At 36.9% G+C, this 15,922-nt stretch carries 11 protein-coding genes and 1 other RNA gene; 9 read left to right on the top strand and 3 right to left on the bottom strand.

What is annotated here, in order from left to right:
- Positions 1-17 precede the first annotated feature (17 nt).
- From AC0UMU_RS01280 to AC0UMU_RS01270, 3 genes are all read left to right on the top strand, one after another.
- Complete coding sequence (locus AC0UMU_RS01280) at positions 18-644, top strand: ABC transporter ATP-binding protein (protein ID WP_031258114.1); 627 nt, start codon at positions 18-20, stop codon at positions 642-644.
- Positions 641-1,417, top strand: a complete 777-nt coding sequence (locus AC0UMU_RS01275) for an ABC transporter permease (protein ID WP_022599852.1) — start codon at positions 641-643, stop codon at positions 1,415-1,417. The genes AC0UMU_RS01280 and AC0UMU_RS01275 overlap by 4 nt, the downstream gene beginning before the upstream one ends.
- Positions 1,418-1,845: 428 nt before the next feature.
- Positions 1,846-2,325: an RNA polymerase sigma factor gene (locus tag AC0UMU_RS01270; protein WP_009317331.1), complete on the top strand. Its 480-nt coding sequence runs from the start codon at positions 1,846-1,848 to the stop codon at positions 2,323-2,325.
- Positions 2,326-2,515: 190 nt separating this feature from the next.
- Here the strand turns inward: AC0UMU_RS01270 and ssrA are convergent.
- The 3 genes from ssrA to metF form a co-directional block, all read right to left on the bottom strand.
- Positions 2,516-2,913: a transfer-messenger RNA gene (gene ssrA / locus AC0UMU_RS01265) on the bottom strand.
- Positions 2,914-3,001: 88 nt separating this feature from the next.
- Complete coding sequence (gene holB / locus AC0UMU_RS01260) at positions 3,002-4,126, bottom strand: DNA polymerase III subunit delta' (protein ID WP_278715537.1); 1,125 nt, start codon at positions 4,124-4,126, stop codon at positions 3,002-3,004.
- Positions 4,127-4,150: 24 nt separating this feature from the next.
- Positions 4,151-5,104 carry a methylenetetrahydrofolate reductase [NAD(P)H] gene (gene metF, locus AC0UMU_RS01255; protein ID WP_278715540.1) on the bottom strand — a complete coding sequence of 318 codons (954 nt, stop codon included), beginning with the start codon at positions 5,102-5,104 and terminating at the stop codon, positions 4,151-4,153.
- 726 nt (positions 5,105-5,830) lie between these two features.
- Here metF and AC0UMU_RS01250 point away from each other — a divergent pair.
- From AC0UMU_RS01250 to AC0UMU_RS01225, 6 genes are all read left to right on the top strand, one after another.
- On the top strand, positions 5,831-7,825 hold the full coding sequence (locus tag AC0UMU_RS01250) for a heparinase II/III domain-containing protein (RefSeq protein ID WP_009317328.1): 1,995 nt from the start codon (positions 5,831-5,833) through the stop codon (positions 7,823-7,825).
- A gap of 355 nt (positions 7,826-8,180) precedes the next feature.
- Positions 8,181-8,870 carry a TlpA family protein disulfide reductase gene (locus tag AC0UMU_RS01245; RefSeq protein ID WP_302548585.1) on the top strand — a complete coding sequence of 230 codons (690 nt, stop codon included), beginning with the start codon at positions 8,181-8,183 and terminating at the stop codon, positions 8,868-8,870.
- A 29-nt stretch (positions 8,871-8,899) separates the two neighbouring features.
- A complete protein-coding gene (locus AC0UMU_RS01240; RefSeq protein ID WP_009317326.1) occupies positions 8,900-9,589 on the top strand; it encodes a TlpA family protein disulfide reductase in 690 nt (229 codons plus the stop codon).
- A gap of 34 nt (positions 9,590-9,623) precedes the next feature.
- Positions 9,624-11,738 (top strand): alpha-amylase family protein, encoded by a 2,115-nt coding sequence (locus AC0UMU_RS01235; RefSeq protein ID WP_288641916.1) that lies wholly within the window; start codon positions 9,624-9,626, stop codon positions 11,736-11,738.
- Positions 11,739-12,477: 739 nt separating this feature from the next.
- Complete coding sequence (locus AC0UMU_RS01230) at positions 12,478-14,925, top strand: hybrid sensor histidine kinase/response regulator (RefSeq protein ID WP_169721110.1); 2,448 nt, start codon at positions 12,478-12,480, stop codon at positions 14,923-14,925.
- A 190-nt stretch (positions 14,926-15,115) separates the two neighbouring features.
- Complete coding sequence (locus tag AC0UMU_RS01225; protein WP_288641919.1) at positions 15,116-15,616, top strand: hypothetical protein; 501 nt, start codon at positions 15,116-15,118, stop codon at positions 15,614-15,616.
- The last annotated feature ends 306 nt before the right edge of the window (positions 15,617-15,922 follow it).

The raw sequence follows: 15,922 nt of genomic DNA, 5'->3' as shown, positions 1-15,922 counted from the left end.
AAAAAGGAAAGATGCGGATGATTTTATTTAAAGATGTGACATTCATCTATGACGGGAAACCTCTGATGACTCATTTTTCGGATGAGGTATCTTCAGGCGAAAAGGTTGTCGTTTATGGTGCTTCGGGAACGGGAAAAAGTACTTTATTGAGTAGTATTGCAGGGTTGGTGCAGCCCGATGAAGGTGAAATATGGGTTGGCGGACAATTGCTTACCGGTGCTACTGTATCGGATATTCGTCGTCTTATAGCTTGGGTACCTCAGGAGTTTACTTTACCCTATGACACTGTAAAGGAATGTGTGTTTGCGCCTTTCAAACTCCGGCAAAATAGGAATAAAATACCGGCAGAGCAAACCGTTTTAAATATATTCGGGCATTTGGGACTGGAGCAGGAGATATATACAAAACATCTTGTCGAGATTTCCGGAGGGCAACGTCAGCGAGTTATGATCGCTATTGCGGTCTTATTGGATAAACCACTTTTGTTATTGGATGAGCCTACGTCGGCTTTAGATTCTGATTCTATTGAAAAGCTGATCGTATTCTTGAAATCTTATAAGAGTATGACAATGGTTGCCGTATCGCATGACGAGCGGTTTATCCGGGCGTTTGATCGCAGTATAAAAATAGGAGAAGAAAGATGAACGGAATTGTCGATATCGGTTGGGGCAGCATGTGCCTCGGTTTTTTATTATTGTTGATACCTGTGACGGCATTGGCCTATTATCGTACGGGATTGGTGAAGGATACGCTCATTGCGGCAAGTCGGATGACTTTACAATTGTTTTTGATCGGTTTTTATTTGGAATATTTGTTTACATGGAATTCGGCATGGATCAATTTGTTGTGGGTGATTGTTATGATTTGTGTAGCTTCGTGGACGGTATTGGGGCGGACTAAATTACCGGTAAAGCAGCTCTTTATCCCGGTAATAGTTGCGTTTTTTTGTTCTATCTGTATTATAGATGTCTATTTCTTAGGAATAATTATAAAGTTAGATCATCTGTTCGAAGCACGTTATTTTGTTCCTGTCAGCGGTATGATACTCGGCAATATGCTTTCGGCCAATGTTATAGCTCTTAATGTCTTTTATGGAAGTCTTGACCGAGAACGCCAGCTTTATTTTTATTTATTGGCAAACGGGGCGACACGAGGTGAAGCGACAGCGCCATTTATGCGTGAAGCGTTGATAAAATCATTTAATCCGACTATTGCATCGATGGCCGTCATGGGGTTGGTTGCTTTACCGGGGACTATGACCGGTCAGATACTGGGCGGAAGCAGTCCCAATGTCGCGATCAAATACCAGATTATGCTTATGATTACGATCTTTTCTTCGTCATTAATATCTGTCTTATTGACACTTTGGGCAGCTAAACGCCGTTCGTTCGATAGCTGGGGGATTAAAAGATTCTGAGGATACCATTGTGTCTGTATTTGGAAGAATGAAGTAATTCTATTTATTTTTGTCGTAGCAAAGATTGAATTTTTTGCATCGGAAAATATTTGTCGATTTGAAAATTTTTGAATTTGAAATTGTAATTTTATGTTGTCTTATTGTCTTGATTTATAGGTGTGTTATTGAAATTTTTAAGTAAAAATATAAGTAGAAATGTTTCAATTATTTTAAAATAGTATCTGAAATAATTTTTTAATTCAGATTTTATAGCTACTTTTATTAACGAAAAGACATGAAAGCATAGGCTTCAGAGTGTTGTTCTGGAGTGAAGGTATAGAAACCTCCATTCCCAAAAGCACTCATGGAGATGATGTGCTTTCATGTCTTTTCAGTTATACCAGAACGGGATGGAGGTTTCTTTTTATTTAATGTTGATCTTAAAGCAAATGGAAAACTTCGATCTTGACGGTGAGCTGGATAAATACCAGCCTATAATGTTTAAGTATGCTGTCTCATTGACGCATGACTATGATGATGCGTTAGATATTGTACAGGATGTAAATTATCAAATTCTTAAAAATAGAGACAAATTCGAATCACGGCAGTACTCTTTGAAAATATCTTTTGTTTTTATAAGAAACCGCTTTATTTCTTTAATGAGAAAGAGCAAAATTTTATATATAGAACAAGAGATGGAGTATAATGTTCAGGTTGAAAATAATATGATCCTTTATGATTATGACTATATCTTGAATTTAATAAATAAAATGGATATTCCGACTCGTGTTTTGATTGGACTTTTGATACAGGGTAAAAGTTATAAAGAGATAGGAAATATTCTCAACATGAAAGAAGGTACAGTAAAAAGTAGAATTCACAATATTAGAAAAAAGATTAAGAATCAGCTTCCTGAATATTTTCAATAGTACAGAAAAAGGTTTAATATAAAAATTTGGATATGTGTAATATAGATAGGATAACGAACTCGATTCGACGTGAGTAAAAATTATATATAAGCTTGTTTTTGCTGTATTTATTCCTTATATAGAAGTTGTATAAATTTTTCTTTAAAGAAAATATTTATACAACTATTGATGATAATATTTTATAAAAACAAAGTGGAGCTGGAGGGATTCGAACCCTCGTCCAAACGAGGAACTAATGAGCTTTCTACATGCTTATCTTCGCTTTGATTGTCGGGTATGAACAAGACCGAAGCCACCAATTCATACCTTAGCCTTTAAAATTTCATGGGTGGCACAAGGCCGGCTACCCACTATTTCCGATATTATTGCACCACCATTTCGGAACGCTTCGGAACAACAGCAACCGGGTGATGTCTTGTCTCCACAACTGTTGCGGAGATTAAGCTAATCTACTATACTTCGATTAAGCAGCAAGAGCGTAGTTATTTTCGCCAGTTAAATTTTTGATGTCTGAGATTATAGAGCAAGCCATCCACGCTCTGCATGCTTACACACTATTTCTACCCGCTGTCAAAACCGGTCAGCCCCGTAGATTTGTGTACCGTAAAATATTATTGATTTTTACGGACTACAAAGATATGCTTTTTGATAATAGTAGCGAACAGAGTTTTAATTTTTAACTTTTCAGCAACATAATCATTTTTATTGCCAAATCAAAAAATACGATCTTTCCGTTTGCATTTTGCGATATGTCCGATTCCGCCCTGCTCAGTTCATTCATCAATGAAATAATATTACGTTCGTGTATGAACGGTGCGAAACGTGTTGAAAATTGTTCTTCCCTACTATTTAAATAGCTGATTTCGGGGATATGAAGATTATAAATATAATTTTCTCGTAACATACGTTGAGTATAAGCCAGAAAACGTTTTTCTTTTTCTCTTCCCATATCGGCAGCCTCTTCACTCCATGCCTTTAAATCTTTTATTTTTCTGCCGTAGGCCAGGCGCATGAGGCGCACGAAAAGGTCGAAGAAATATTGGTTTTCTTCTGAGAGCTGTATCGTTTCCAAGGCTTTAATGAAATTTCCGTTTGCGATGTGTGCCACAGCATCGGCATCTTGTTGTCCTAAGGAGTATCGCCTTTGCAAGGCTTCCGATATTTTTTCGGATGAAACGACCCGCATATTAATGCGTTGTGAACGGGAGAGTATAGTACCCAATATTTTATCGGGTTGATTGCTGACCAACAAAAAAACGGTCTTTTCGTAAGGTTCTTCCAGTATTTTCAGCAATTTGTTGGCACACACGGGATTCATTAATTCGGGTAACCAGATAATCATGATTTTATAATCCGATTCATAAGTTTTGAGACTTATTTTCCGAATAATTTCACGGCTTTCGTCAGCATAGATGCTTACTTGGGAATTTTCCGCATCGATATAAGAAAGCCACTGTTCCAATGAAAGATACTGATTCTCGGAGAGACATTTGCGCCATTCATCTATATAGTCGTCGCACAAACGTTTTTTCTTTTTTTCATTCTTATAAATCGGAAATACAAAGTGAATGTCGGGATGCATGACCGAACTGAATTGTTTGCATGACGGACACACACCACAAGCATCATCTTCACCCTTGTTCGTGCATTGTATATATCGGGCATAAGCAAGAGCCAAAGGTAATTTCCCGATTCCCTCAGGCCCGCAAAACAGTTGGGCATGAGCTATTTGTCCGGATTTTACAGAATGTATCAATCTTTTCTTTACCTCATCTTGTCCGATAATATCTTTGAAAAACACGATAATTACCTCCTTCTTATTGTTTTAATATACTTGCCGTGCTACACGTTTTATACTTTCGGTAGCCATCATCGAGTAAAAGTGGATGCTTGGTACACCTTTTTCTTTTAGTTCCTTAGCTTGTAATATACACCATTCTACACCAACCTCTTTAGCCTCTTCATCGGTTTTGCATTTTCTTAATTCAGAGGCCAGTGCCTCAGGAAGATCGACGTGGAAAACCTTGGGTAGAACCGTAAGTTGATTGCGGAAGTTTATGGGTTTGATGCCCGGAATAATGGGTACATCGATACCTTCGCTCTTGCAACGGTCGACAAAAGAAAAGTATTTTTCATTATCAAAAAACATTTGCGTTACGATATATTCTGCTCCTGCTTTTACTTTTTCTTTAAGCCAGAAGAGGTCTGAATCGGGATTGGGAGCTTCATCATGCTTTTCCGGGTATCCTGCTACACCATAAGAAAACGGAGTATTTATGAGGGACATTTTGCTTCCGTCCAGAAAGTATCCTTCATTAAACCGGTTTACTTGGGCTTGCAGATCGATAGCGTGCGCATGCCCTTCGGGAGTCGGAATAAATCTGTTTTCATGTTTTGCTTTATCTCCTCGCAAAATCAGCAAGTCGCATATTCCCAGAAAACTCAGGTCTATCAAGGCGTATTCCGTTTCACTTTGAGTAAATCCGCTGCATATTATATGGGGAACAGCGGGAATTTGATATTTATTCTGAATAGCGGCAGCCACTGCAACAGTTCCGGGTCGGGTGCGGACAGTCACACGTTTATATAATCCCCCTTCCATGTCTTTATATAAAAATTCGCTTCGATGGGTCGTGATATTGATGTATTTGGGATCGAATTCCCGTAATGTATCTATCGTATTGAAAACTTTTTCGATACTGTTCCCCTTCAGAGGGGGAAGCACTTCAAAAGAAAATGCGGTCGTAGGACTGTTTTTTATTAAATCTATGACTTTCATTGACATGCTATTTGTTTTTCACAAAAGTAATATTTTTAGGTAATATGTCTATACAAAAGTATGAAATATAGATTTGAGAATAGGTTAATTGTGAAATTGTGTTTCTGATATTTCGATTATTTACTATAATAATTAAATATAGTTAATTGTATGTCGATTTTTTGTTTATTTGTTTGCGTAAATAGAAATATGCCATATATTTGCAATGTGTTTTTCATGGTATTAGATTTAAGGTTAACGAAGATTGGTTGTCGGGATGACAACCATTTTTTTTATCTTTACTTTTCAGTTTGTTAAAATCAAAAAAAATAGTTTTATAGCCTGTTTGAATTTCCCGATAGCGAAAAATTATTCGGTTCTCTTTGCGTTTTCTTTCGGCCTGTTCCCTTTTGAACAAAAATATCCGGAAATTGTCTTTTGCTCCCGAGACAGGTAACTGGGCATGTTTGCTTAAATCGATTTTGTAGGATACCGTTTTTTTACTTTGTAAGAGTAAATTCTCAATTTGTTGAATAAACAAGATTATTTTAATGTAAGATAGGGGAGGATATGCTCTTAATTTGCATTTAATATTTTTTTAATTATTTGCTAATACGAATAACTTGAAAAAATTAATGCTTCTTTTATCTCTTTGTAAAACAAAAAGGCTTGTTGCAAAAATGTCGTATTATGCGTATTGACAATCAGTAAGAATTTAATGTTTAACTAAAAGTAAATCGAAATAACATGAGAAAGATGTTACTGACGGTATCGCTTGTTTTTATTGCTTTTATAAGTGCTTCGCAACTCAGAGCAAATAATGAAGCGAATACTTTAACAGAAGGAGTAAATAACCGCTCTTGCGAAAAAACTTATCGTTTTTTTACGGATGAAGATTTGAGGAATGTAGAAGCCTCTGCTAAAACCGAATGGGGTACTAAAATTGTCGGTATGTTGAAAGAAAGAGTCGATGAACGTGTCCGTTACGGTTTTGACATTCCCGATAAATCGACTGGGCGTAGTCAGAACTATATTTGCCCTGTACATAAAAAGCTGTTTAAATTCGAGCTTGACAAGCCTCATGACCACTATTGTCCCGATTGCGGAAAATCTTATAAAAGTGACTTTTTCGATGCTTGCTGGCGCAATATCTATCAGCATAATATGCAATATTTTATTGTCGATTGCGGTTATTTATATTTAGCTACAAAAGACAAAAAATATTTTGATTACCTAAAGGAAATCTTCTTGGAATATGCCGATAAATATCCGCAATATCCGGTTTATACAAAAGAGCAAGTTGCTAAATCTTATTATTTGGGCAGAATGTTTGAACAATGGTTAGAAGATGCCATGTGGTTTTCCGATGTTTGTCCGATTTATGAAATCATAAGGGATGGTCTGACACAGCAAGAGAGAGAAAAAATCGAGAAAAATCTGTTTCAGGAAGCTGCCGATATGATTACGGCCCGTCGTGGACAGCACAATTGGCAGGCTTGGAATAATGCTATGCGAACATCGTTGGCTGTAACCTTAAAAAATGACGAGATGATGGATTATGCGGTTAATGGCAGTGTCGGCTATATCGAAGAGTTCAAAAAGATGGTTTATGATGACGGCTGGTATAAAGAAGCTTCGCCCGGGTATCACTATTTCCCGCTTAAGGCTCTTTTGCAGACGGCAAATGCAGCAAGGGCTTGCGGTATAGATCTTTATAATGAGAAACTGAAAAGTATGCTTACGGGTGTTGTTAAAGCAATGTATCCGAACATGACTTTTCCTGCTCATAATGACGGGGGATATATGTCCGATATTTCAAATCAGGATTTTTTATATGAGATGGGATATTCCCGTTTCAAAGATCCTTTTATCTTGCAAATCTTAGCAAAAGTCTATGCGACCAAAGATCGAAATTCGGCATTGGCTTTGCTGACGAATGTCGATATTAAACCGGATAAAACGCCGTTGAAACAAGATAGTTATCTGTTTGATGATACGGGAATTTCAATTTTGCGTTCAGGAGATAATACGTTGGTCTTCCGTTATGGTTTTAGTGATGGAGGGCACAGTCATCCCGACCGGCTTTCGGTTACGTTGCACAATGGAGAGAAAGAGATTCTTACCGATTGCGGAACGTATAGTTATGCACAACCGGCCTATTTGGGATGGCAAAAGCGGGGATTGTCTCATAATCTCGTGTTGGTCGACGGACAAGATATGCAGATCAGGGGAGTTAAGAGTGCCGGTCGTTTATTATCGTTCGATCCCGATAAAAACGGGGGAGTTGCTTCCGCTGTATTGGATAATAATGGTTATCCCGGTGTAAAGTTGACACGTACGGTGAAACTTGACCGCAATAAATTTATAGATCGGTTCGAGGCACAGTCTGAAGAAGAACACACCTATGATTATGTCCTGGCTTTATCTGATAAGCCGGAACTCGGGGACGGTTTTGTAGATACTCGTCTCGAAGGTAAATCCCCGGCTTATGAATTTATAAAAGGAGTAAAATCGAAAATTTACAAGAACGGTATCGTGACCTTTAAAGCCGGAACAACTAAATTTGAAATTAAGAATACCTATAAAACACCTATTGAAGTTTTTTGGGCGGAAGCACCGGATATTATGTACGGTAGTTCCGAAAAAGACACGCATACAATAAAGTCATATATGCTTGTGGTACGGACCAAGGGAAAAAATCTATCTATAAGCAGTGATATAATATTGAGTAAAAAACGTTAGCGAACAATAGCAGAAAAAGCATTTGTTAATAGAAGGTTTCTGCTGATTTTAAGAGCCTGAATTTTTCAACAAAAAAATGACCTGATAATATTTTTTGTTGGGAAATTTACGGCAGGCTCTAAGTATCACGTAGATATTGAGTTGGTAAAAGACTGTTCAGAAAATAACTGATAACTATTTTCTGAACAGTCTTTTTATATAACAGATTATCGATATAGAAGTAAATTGGTCTAATTGTTATATTAATTGACAGATTTTTTACTACAAAAAAAAGTATCTATTTCTAATTTTGATAAATCCTTTTATCAAGGATTAAGATTATGTCTATTATGCTGAAAATTAAATTGCAGATATCATGAAAAATTTGTTTATTCTATTTTTATTTTTGATCCCATTTGGGGCGTTTGCTCAAGAATCAGTAACGCAGAGTGAAGATGGTAAAGGCCTGATCGTTCAGCTGAAAAAACATATAGCCTTTTTTGATGCTGACAGTGTGAGAATATCTACGGAGATGTTTAATGATTCGTTGGCAACATTAAAATATTTTATGAGCTCAAGAAATGTAGAGGATACTACAGTTTTTCTGTTGACGAGAAAATTTTCTAAAAATTATCGGGAATGTATTGGAGAAAAACTGCCCGATTTGGAGATTAAGGATTTAGCCGGGAATAAACTGGCGGTCGGGAAAAATAAGAATATTTCGTTAATTGTTTTTTGGAATATCTATTGTCCTCCCTGCATTAAAGAGCTCAAAATATTGGATGCTCTCAGAGAAGAATATCCCGAGACCGACATTTTTGCCATTACAGGTAATAGTCGGGACACAGTCCGTTCTTTTATGCAAAAGCATAATTTTAAATGGGAAAATATTCATCTTATCCCGGATTGCAGCTATGAGGGAAAATACCCTATTTTCAGCGATATACAAGTCATTCCGTTCAGTGTAATTGTAGATCGTGATCTGGTAATAAAAGACGTGTTTGTCGCAGAAGGAATGCGCCGGATGCTGACCGTTTTAGATTCATTGGATAAAGAATTTGAATAAACCTATGAAAGCCATTAATATTGGATATCATGAAAAAATCGCTCGTTTTACTTTTATTTTTTATTCCATTCGGATTATTTGCTCAAGAATCGGTAACACGAAGTGAAGATGGTAAGAGTTTGATTGTTCAACCCAAAAAACATGTAGCTTTTTTTGATGCTGACAGTGTGAGAATATCTATAGAGATGTTTAATGATTCGTTGGCAACATTAAAATATATTATTACCTCAAGAAATGTAGAGGATACCACAGCTTTTCTGTTGATGAGAAAAATTCCTAAAAATTATCGGGAATGTATCGGTGAAAAACTGCCCGATTTGGAGATTGAAGATTTAGCCGGGAATAAACTAACGGTCGGGAAAAATAAGAATATCTCGTTAATTGTTTTTTGGAGTATTTATTGTCCTCCCTGCATTAAAGAGCTCAAAATATTGGATGCTCTCAGAGAAGAATATCCCGAGACCGACATTTTTGCCATTACAGGTAATAGTCGGGACACAGTCCGTTCTTTTATGCAAAAGCATAATTTTAAATGGGAAAATATTCATCTTATCCCGGATTGCAGCTATGAGGGAAAATACCCTATTTTCAGCGATATACAAGTCATTCCGTTCAGTGTAATTGTAGATCGTGATCTGGTAATAAAAGACGTGTTTGTCGCAGAAGGAATGCGCCGGATGCTGACCGTTTTGGATTCATTGGATAAAGAATCTGAATAATAATCTATGAGAGTCAATTAAAATATGATATATCATGAAAAAGCTGACAGTTTTATTCTTTTTGTGTATTATACCTTTTATTGCAAATGCGACCATTTCTGAGATGAGTTTTGGAAAGTGGAGTATTAAATTTAATGATGAGACAAAACAAGCGGAATTCGTAAAAGAAGGTGTGACAGTGCTTAAAGATGTCAAAATAAAGTTTAAAAATGGGGATGTACTTTTGGATGCTTCTTCGTATAATTCTGTAAAAATAAAACAAGAGGATATTGTCGATGAAGTGGGTAAGGCCCGGAAATTTACCATTGAATATACCGGCAGTGAAAATTCGGATAACCCCATAGTCTATCAAAATTTTTATTTATATGACGGACAAGATTACTTTCTTACCGATGTAATATTGCAGTCTCCGGACAATTCGATTATATCGAGCAATTATATTGCGCCTATCATTACCGAAGCCGATAATCTGTTTTTGCCTGCCGACGTTAATAATCGATTTATAACAGTTCCTTTTGATAATGACGGGTTTATAACGTATGCTTCTTATCCTTTGAGTTGTAGTCAGACTGATCCGGAGTCTTTGGCTATCGGGCGTGTTGCCCGAGACTCTGTTTCGATGGAAGTCTCGGCAATATTTAATGGTGAAACACAGTTGGGGTTGGTTATCGGCTCTGTCGATCATGATACATGGAAATCTGCTGTCAGGATAACCGGAAGCCCGCTGGCACAAGGTAAGATCACCAATCTTGAATGCTTTAGCGGTGTTACGCATCATATAACGCGCGATATGATAGATGGTGTATTAAAACCTCATGGTGCTGTAAAGGGACAGCAGGTAAAATCTGCCCGTATGATCGTTCATTATTCCGGTGACTGGCGTACCGGATTGGAGACTTTTGGTGATGTATGTTGTGCTATCGCTCCGAAAAGAAGCTGGGATAAACCTGCACCTTACGGCTGGAGTAGTTGGGGCGGCATGGGTACTGAGATCAGTTATGATGGTGTTGTGTCGGTATCGGATTTTATAAAGGAGAATATTCAGAATAAAGGCGGATTCGGTGATGATGGTGTTATCTTTATCAATTTAGATGCATCTTGGGATAAACTCGATTGGGATGAATTGAAACAGTTTGTAAAGCACTGTGAAGCAAACGGGCAGATGGCCGGAGCTTATTGGTCTCCGTTCTGCGATTATGCGGGAGTAGAAGATCGTGCCGTAGAAGGAAATAACGGTTATGTGTATGGACAAGCATTATTGAAAGTTTTCGGTAAGATTAAGTGGGAAGCCGGTGCAGCGTGTATGGATCCGACAGCCCCGGCTACGCTTTCCCGCATCAACTTTTTTATAGATAAATTTAAGGATGCCGGAATCAAATGTTTGAAATTGGATTTTTTGAGTAACGGATCTATCGAGGCAGATAGTTATCGTAATCCGAAAGTTACTACGGGCATTCAGGCTTATAACTATGGTATGAAGCATTTGAAGGAACGTGCCGGAGACGATATTTTTATCATCGAGTCGATATCTCCGCTTTTTCCTGCCAATTATGCCCATGCCCGTCGTATCAGTTGCGATGCTTGGGGGGAAATGTGGCATACGAGTTATATGATGAACAGTTTCTCTTTCGGCTGGTGGCTTAGTCGTGTTTATTGCTTTAATGACCCGGATCATTTGGTAATGGGAGATCGTAGTGAAGCGGAAAATATATCGAGAATGACAACCGGAGCAGTAACCGGATATTGCATTCTTGGAGATAATTTGTCAACAAAAGGAATTGCCGTCGGTTCGAAAATCAGTCAGGAAAAAGCCATAAAATTTTCTACTGTTGAGAAAGTAAATGATGTCATACGTTTGGGAAAATCTTTCCGTCCGGCTTATGGACATAAATTGTCGGGACGTAATAATTCAGTCGATTTATTTTATCTCGAGACCGAAGATTCCTATTATATTGCTCATTTTAATTACGAATCGGGAGATAAAACCGGAACTATCGATTTTTCGTATATGAATATCGATCCCGAAAATATAGATGTTTCTAGAAGTTATGAGTGTTGGACGGGTGAGGGTGTTACTCTTAATGAAAAGGGACTTGAGTATTCTTCTCCGAATAATATGGCGAAGATATATAGGCTTTTTAAAAAATAGTGTAATACAAGAATAGTAATGAGATCCTTGTTTTTATTATGCTTAAATATAGGTTTATGAAAAATTCTTGGGTTATAATAGCGTCGTTTTGAGATTTTAATTTCTGATTGCAATGAATTTGCTATTATTTGATTAAATATTGCTATGTTTTGATGTGTAAAATATATTCTTTTGTACAACATAAATAAAACATGTTTTTGAGTTTATAATCGCTTGTTATTGAACAAGAGTTTGAAGATAAAAAACATAAAAAAACGATTATTGAGTTCTTTATTAAATGAAAATATAGTTTGTTGTAAGTCATTTGAAAAATGATGTGTGTATATTTTTATATAGAATAGTAATCTTTACGTCAAGAATAGTTTTTCATGGTATTTTAGATTTAAGATTAAGGAAGAACGGTTGTCGGGATGGCAACCGTTCTTTTTTGTTGAGGATAGGCGGCTGTGTATACTGAAAAATTATAGAAGAATAATCTATCTTTTATTTTATTCTATATCTTTGTTTTGATTAGAAAAATAAGATGTGCATTGGTCGCAATAATTATGTAGAGGATATAATAAAGAGTAGTCGGCCAAGCTTGGACGGCTTTTCTCGATTATATACCATTATCCGATACGTTGACAAATGATTTACGTCCGTTTTTTTTAGATATTCAGGAAAATTATTAGACAGGCTCTTAAGAAAAGTAAGGAGGTAGAAGATGTTTAGGCTGTTCAAAGAAATAAGAGTAAAGATTTTGATTGGGTATTTGTTGCTGATAGTAATAGCCTTTTTTTCTGTGTTCTTTTTATTCGATAAATTTTCCCGCCTTTCTCTTCCCGATGAGGAAGAAGGAGCTATGCGAAGTAAGCGTTCTCTAATTAGTGAGACATTGGCATTATTATATGAGTCGGAGGGTGACTTGCAAGCATTGAGTAGCGGACATGTCCGCAATAGCAGGCATTATCGTCAAACTTTTGATAAAATGTACCGAAATTTAGACTCTTTGAAACAGTTGGTTACCGATACGTTACAAAAGCAGCGGATGGATAGTATTATCGTGCTTTTAACCGAGAAAGAATCTAATTCGTTGGCATGGTTGAGATTACGCCGGAATGCAGATGTCGGTAATTTGTATGAACAAAACATTCAGAGAGAAATAACCCGTAGGGATTCGGTAGTTAAGTCGGTACAAATCAGGAAAAAAATTGTAGTAAAACAAGATACCCTCACGGTCAGAAATCCGAGAAAAAGTTTCTTTAAGCGTTTGGCAGATGCTTTTTCTACACGGAAAGAAGATGAAAATACGGTGTATAGTCAATCTCAGCAATTGATTACCGATACGGTTGTTCAACCTTATAATGCAGCAGATACGATTGCCAATATATTTTCCGATATACAGTATGCCGTTTTCGATCAGCAAAAAGAATTGCAGAATCGGGTTACTCGCAGGAGTGAGGCTCTACGTTATAATAACCAAATTTTGTTGGTCAAAATCAATAATTTGGTAAGAGCTTTCGAACAAGAAGAGTTGGACAGATCTTTGGCACGTTATCAGGACAGAGACCAGGTGATGAGGCATTCTGTACAGGTGGTGGGAGGTATTGCCGTGTTCTCTTTGATTTTGATAGTTCTTTTCATCATTTTTATTTGGAAAGATATTTCCCGGAGTAACCGTTATCGGAGAGAACTTGAAGAATCGAATCGTCGGGCAGAAGAATTATTGAAAAGCAGAGAACAGTTGATGTTGACTATTACACATGACATTAAAGCTCCATTAAGTTCGATTATCGGTTATATCGATCTTTTATCCGGACATATTCGTGAATCCCGGGCAAAATATTATTTGGAGAATATGAAGAGTTCATCAGATCATCTTCTTCAATTGGTAACCGATTTACTGGATTATCATAGACTGGATTCTGATAAAATGGAGATACATGATGTGCCGTTTGAGCCGTATCGTTTTTTTTGTGAGATAGGAGATAGTTTTATACCTGTAGCAGGTAAAAAGAATTTAGAACTGATAACCGAAATCGATAAAGATTTGCAGGGCGCTTATCTGGGAGATCCTTTCCGTATTCGGCAAGTTGTAAATAATTTATTGTCGAACGCTATAAAATTTACAGAAAAAGGCTCAGTTGCATTGCGAGTCAAGCTATTAGGTAGTCGGTTGAAAATTCAGGTAGAAGATACCGGTATGGGAATTGCGGAAGATGACCGTGAACGCATTTTTAAGGAGTTTACGAGACTTCCCGGAGCGCAGGGTGCTGAAGGTTTTGGTTTGGGATTATCTATAACAAAAAAACTGGTCTTGCTTCTTGGCGGAAAAATTTCGGTCGATAGTACACTCGAGCAAGGAACATGTTTTACGGTAATTATTCCGTTTAAGAAAACGGATATGGTAATACCGGAAGAAACTGCAGAAGAAAGTGCTGTGCTTGATATGGGAAAGAATGTTCGTTGTTTGTTGGTAGATGATGATCGTTTGCAGCTTGAGCTTACGGCGTCATTGATGAAACGTTATAATTTTTCTTGTGTCTGTTGTGAACATCCGAAAGAAGTGCTTGGCTTATTGTCAGACCAAAAGTTCGATTTTGTATTCACAGATATTCAGATGCCTGAATTATCCGGCTTTGAATTAGTTCGTTTAATTCGTGCTTCTGATTTGCCGGAAGTTCGATCCATTCCTGTTGTAGCATTGACTGCCCGGTCGAATATGTCTGATAATGAATTTCTATCAGCGGGTTTTACGTCACATTTAAACAAGCCTTTTACGGGAAAGGAGTTATATGATCTTGTAGTCCGATATTATCCGGATTATATTTCTGATTTATATACGGAAGAAACCGTTCATAATCCAGAGGAGGAACTTCGTTTTTCTGCGTTATTGGCATTTGCAGGAGATGATAAAGATGCGGCGAATGAGATATTGGCATCGTTTGTCTCTGAGACAAGACAAAATCTGGAACGTTTTAAGAGTGCTCGTCAAGATAAAGATATGAGTACGATATCTGCTGTGTCACATAAATTGATACCGCTATTTACATTGTTGGAACATCGAGAGTGTACCGATATATTGATTGAGTTGGAGAAAATTAAAGGAGAATTCAATTTCGAGATTGATCAAAAATGCCAACTTGTAGAAACTTATATTGTAAATACGATTTCAGAGGCAGAACGGTACATTACCCTACACAATTGAGGAAAAAATCTACATGTTATGTGTGGAATATTCCACATTTGGTAGGATGTATATTAATTGCGTTGTTTTGTAATTATTTGATAATCATTGTGTAATTGTTATATATCATTTTCTTGGCATATTTTTGGAATATTATGTTGGTGTGTTTATGAATAAAATACCAATATAATAAACTAAAAAATTGATGATTATGAAAAAGATGATTTTTAGTGTTGCTACAATTCTGTTTTTAGGTATTACAACAACAATTTGTGCTCAAGAACCGGTAAAAAAAGATACGACCAAGACCGAACCTGCAAAGAATTTTGCTTTGATGGACGAACCGGTGAAAAAAGATACGGCCAAGACCGAACCTGCAAAGAATTTTGCTTTGATGGACGAACCGGTGAAAAAAGATACAGCCAAGACCGAACCTGCAAAGAATTTTGCTTTGATGGACGAACCGGTAGAAAAAGATACGGCCAAGACCGAACCTGTAAAGAATTTTGCTTTGATGGACGAACCGGTGAAAAAAGATACGACCAAGACCGAGCCTGCAAAGAATTTCGCTTTGATGGATGAACCGGTGAAAAAGGATACAACCAAGACCGAACCTACAAAGAAATTTGCTTTAATGGATGAACCTGTAAAGAAAGATTCTACTAAGACTGAAAATCCAGCTCCAGCACCTAAATCGGTTTCTATTGCATAAATTTCTGATTATAAGTTAGACAAAACATAGCTCTCCAGTAAGTAAAGTGCGTAATGTAATAATAGGTTAGCTTCAAAAACGATTGCATTACAAAATAATAAGTTTCGATAAAAGTATGTGCTTCTTCTGCTTTTGTCGAAACTTATTTGTGAATCTACACAGATTCTGATAGCATTGAAAAAAGCCATATCAAACTCTATTTTGAGAATTGATAATGGCTTTTTATAAATTAAATTTTCAATAATTCAATGATTCAATAATTACAACGGCATATTCCCATGCTTTTTAGGAGGATTAGAAACGTTC

It is taken from the genome of Coprobacter fastidiosus (assembly GCF_982245605.1).
The sequence above is the reverse complement of the archived record's forward strand: the minus strand, read 5'-3'. Positions and strand labels throughout refer to the sequence as shown.

Coding starts and splice junctions, on each gene's coding strand:
- AC0UMU_RS01225 (WP_288641919.1), top strand. CDS start 15,116: ATGAAAAAGATGATTTTTAGTGTTGCTACAATTCTGTTTTTAGGTATT.
- AC0UMU_RS01250 (WP_009317328.1), top strand. CDS start 5,831: ATGAGAAAGATGTTACTGACGGTATCGCTTGTTTTTATTGCTTTTATA.
- AC0UMU_RS01235 (WP_288641916.1), top strand. CDS start 9,624: ATGAAAAAGCTGACAGTTTTATTCTTTTTGTGTATTATACCTTTTATT.
- AC0UMU_RS01240 (WP_009317326.1), top strand. CDS start 8,900: ATGAAAAAATCGCTCGTTTTACTTTTATTTTTTATTCCATTCGGATTA.
- AC0UMU_RS01280 (WP_031258114.1), top strand. CDS start 18: ATGATTTTATTTAAAGATGTGACATTCATCTATGACGGGAAACCTCTG.
- AC0UMU_RS01245 (WP_302548585.1), top strand. CDS start 8,181: ATGAAAAATTTGTTTATTCTATTTTTATTTTTGATCCCATTTGGGGCG.
- AC0UMU_RS01275 (WP_022599852.1), top strand. CDS start 641: ATGAACGGAATTGTCGATATCGGTTGGGGCAGCATGTGCCTCGGTTTT.
- metF (WP_278715540.1), bottom strand. CDS start 5,104: ATGAAAGTCATAGATTTAATAAAAAACAGTCCTACGACCGCATTTTCT.
- AC0UMU_RS01270 (WP_009317331.1), top strand. CDS start 1,846: ATGGAAAACTTCGATCTTGACGGTGAGCTGGATAAATACCAGCCTATA.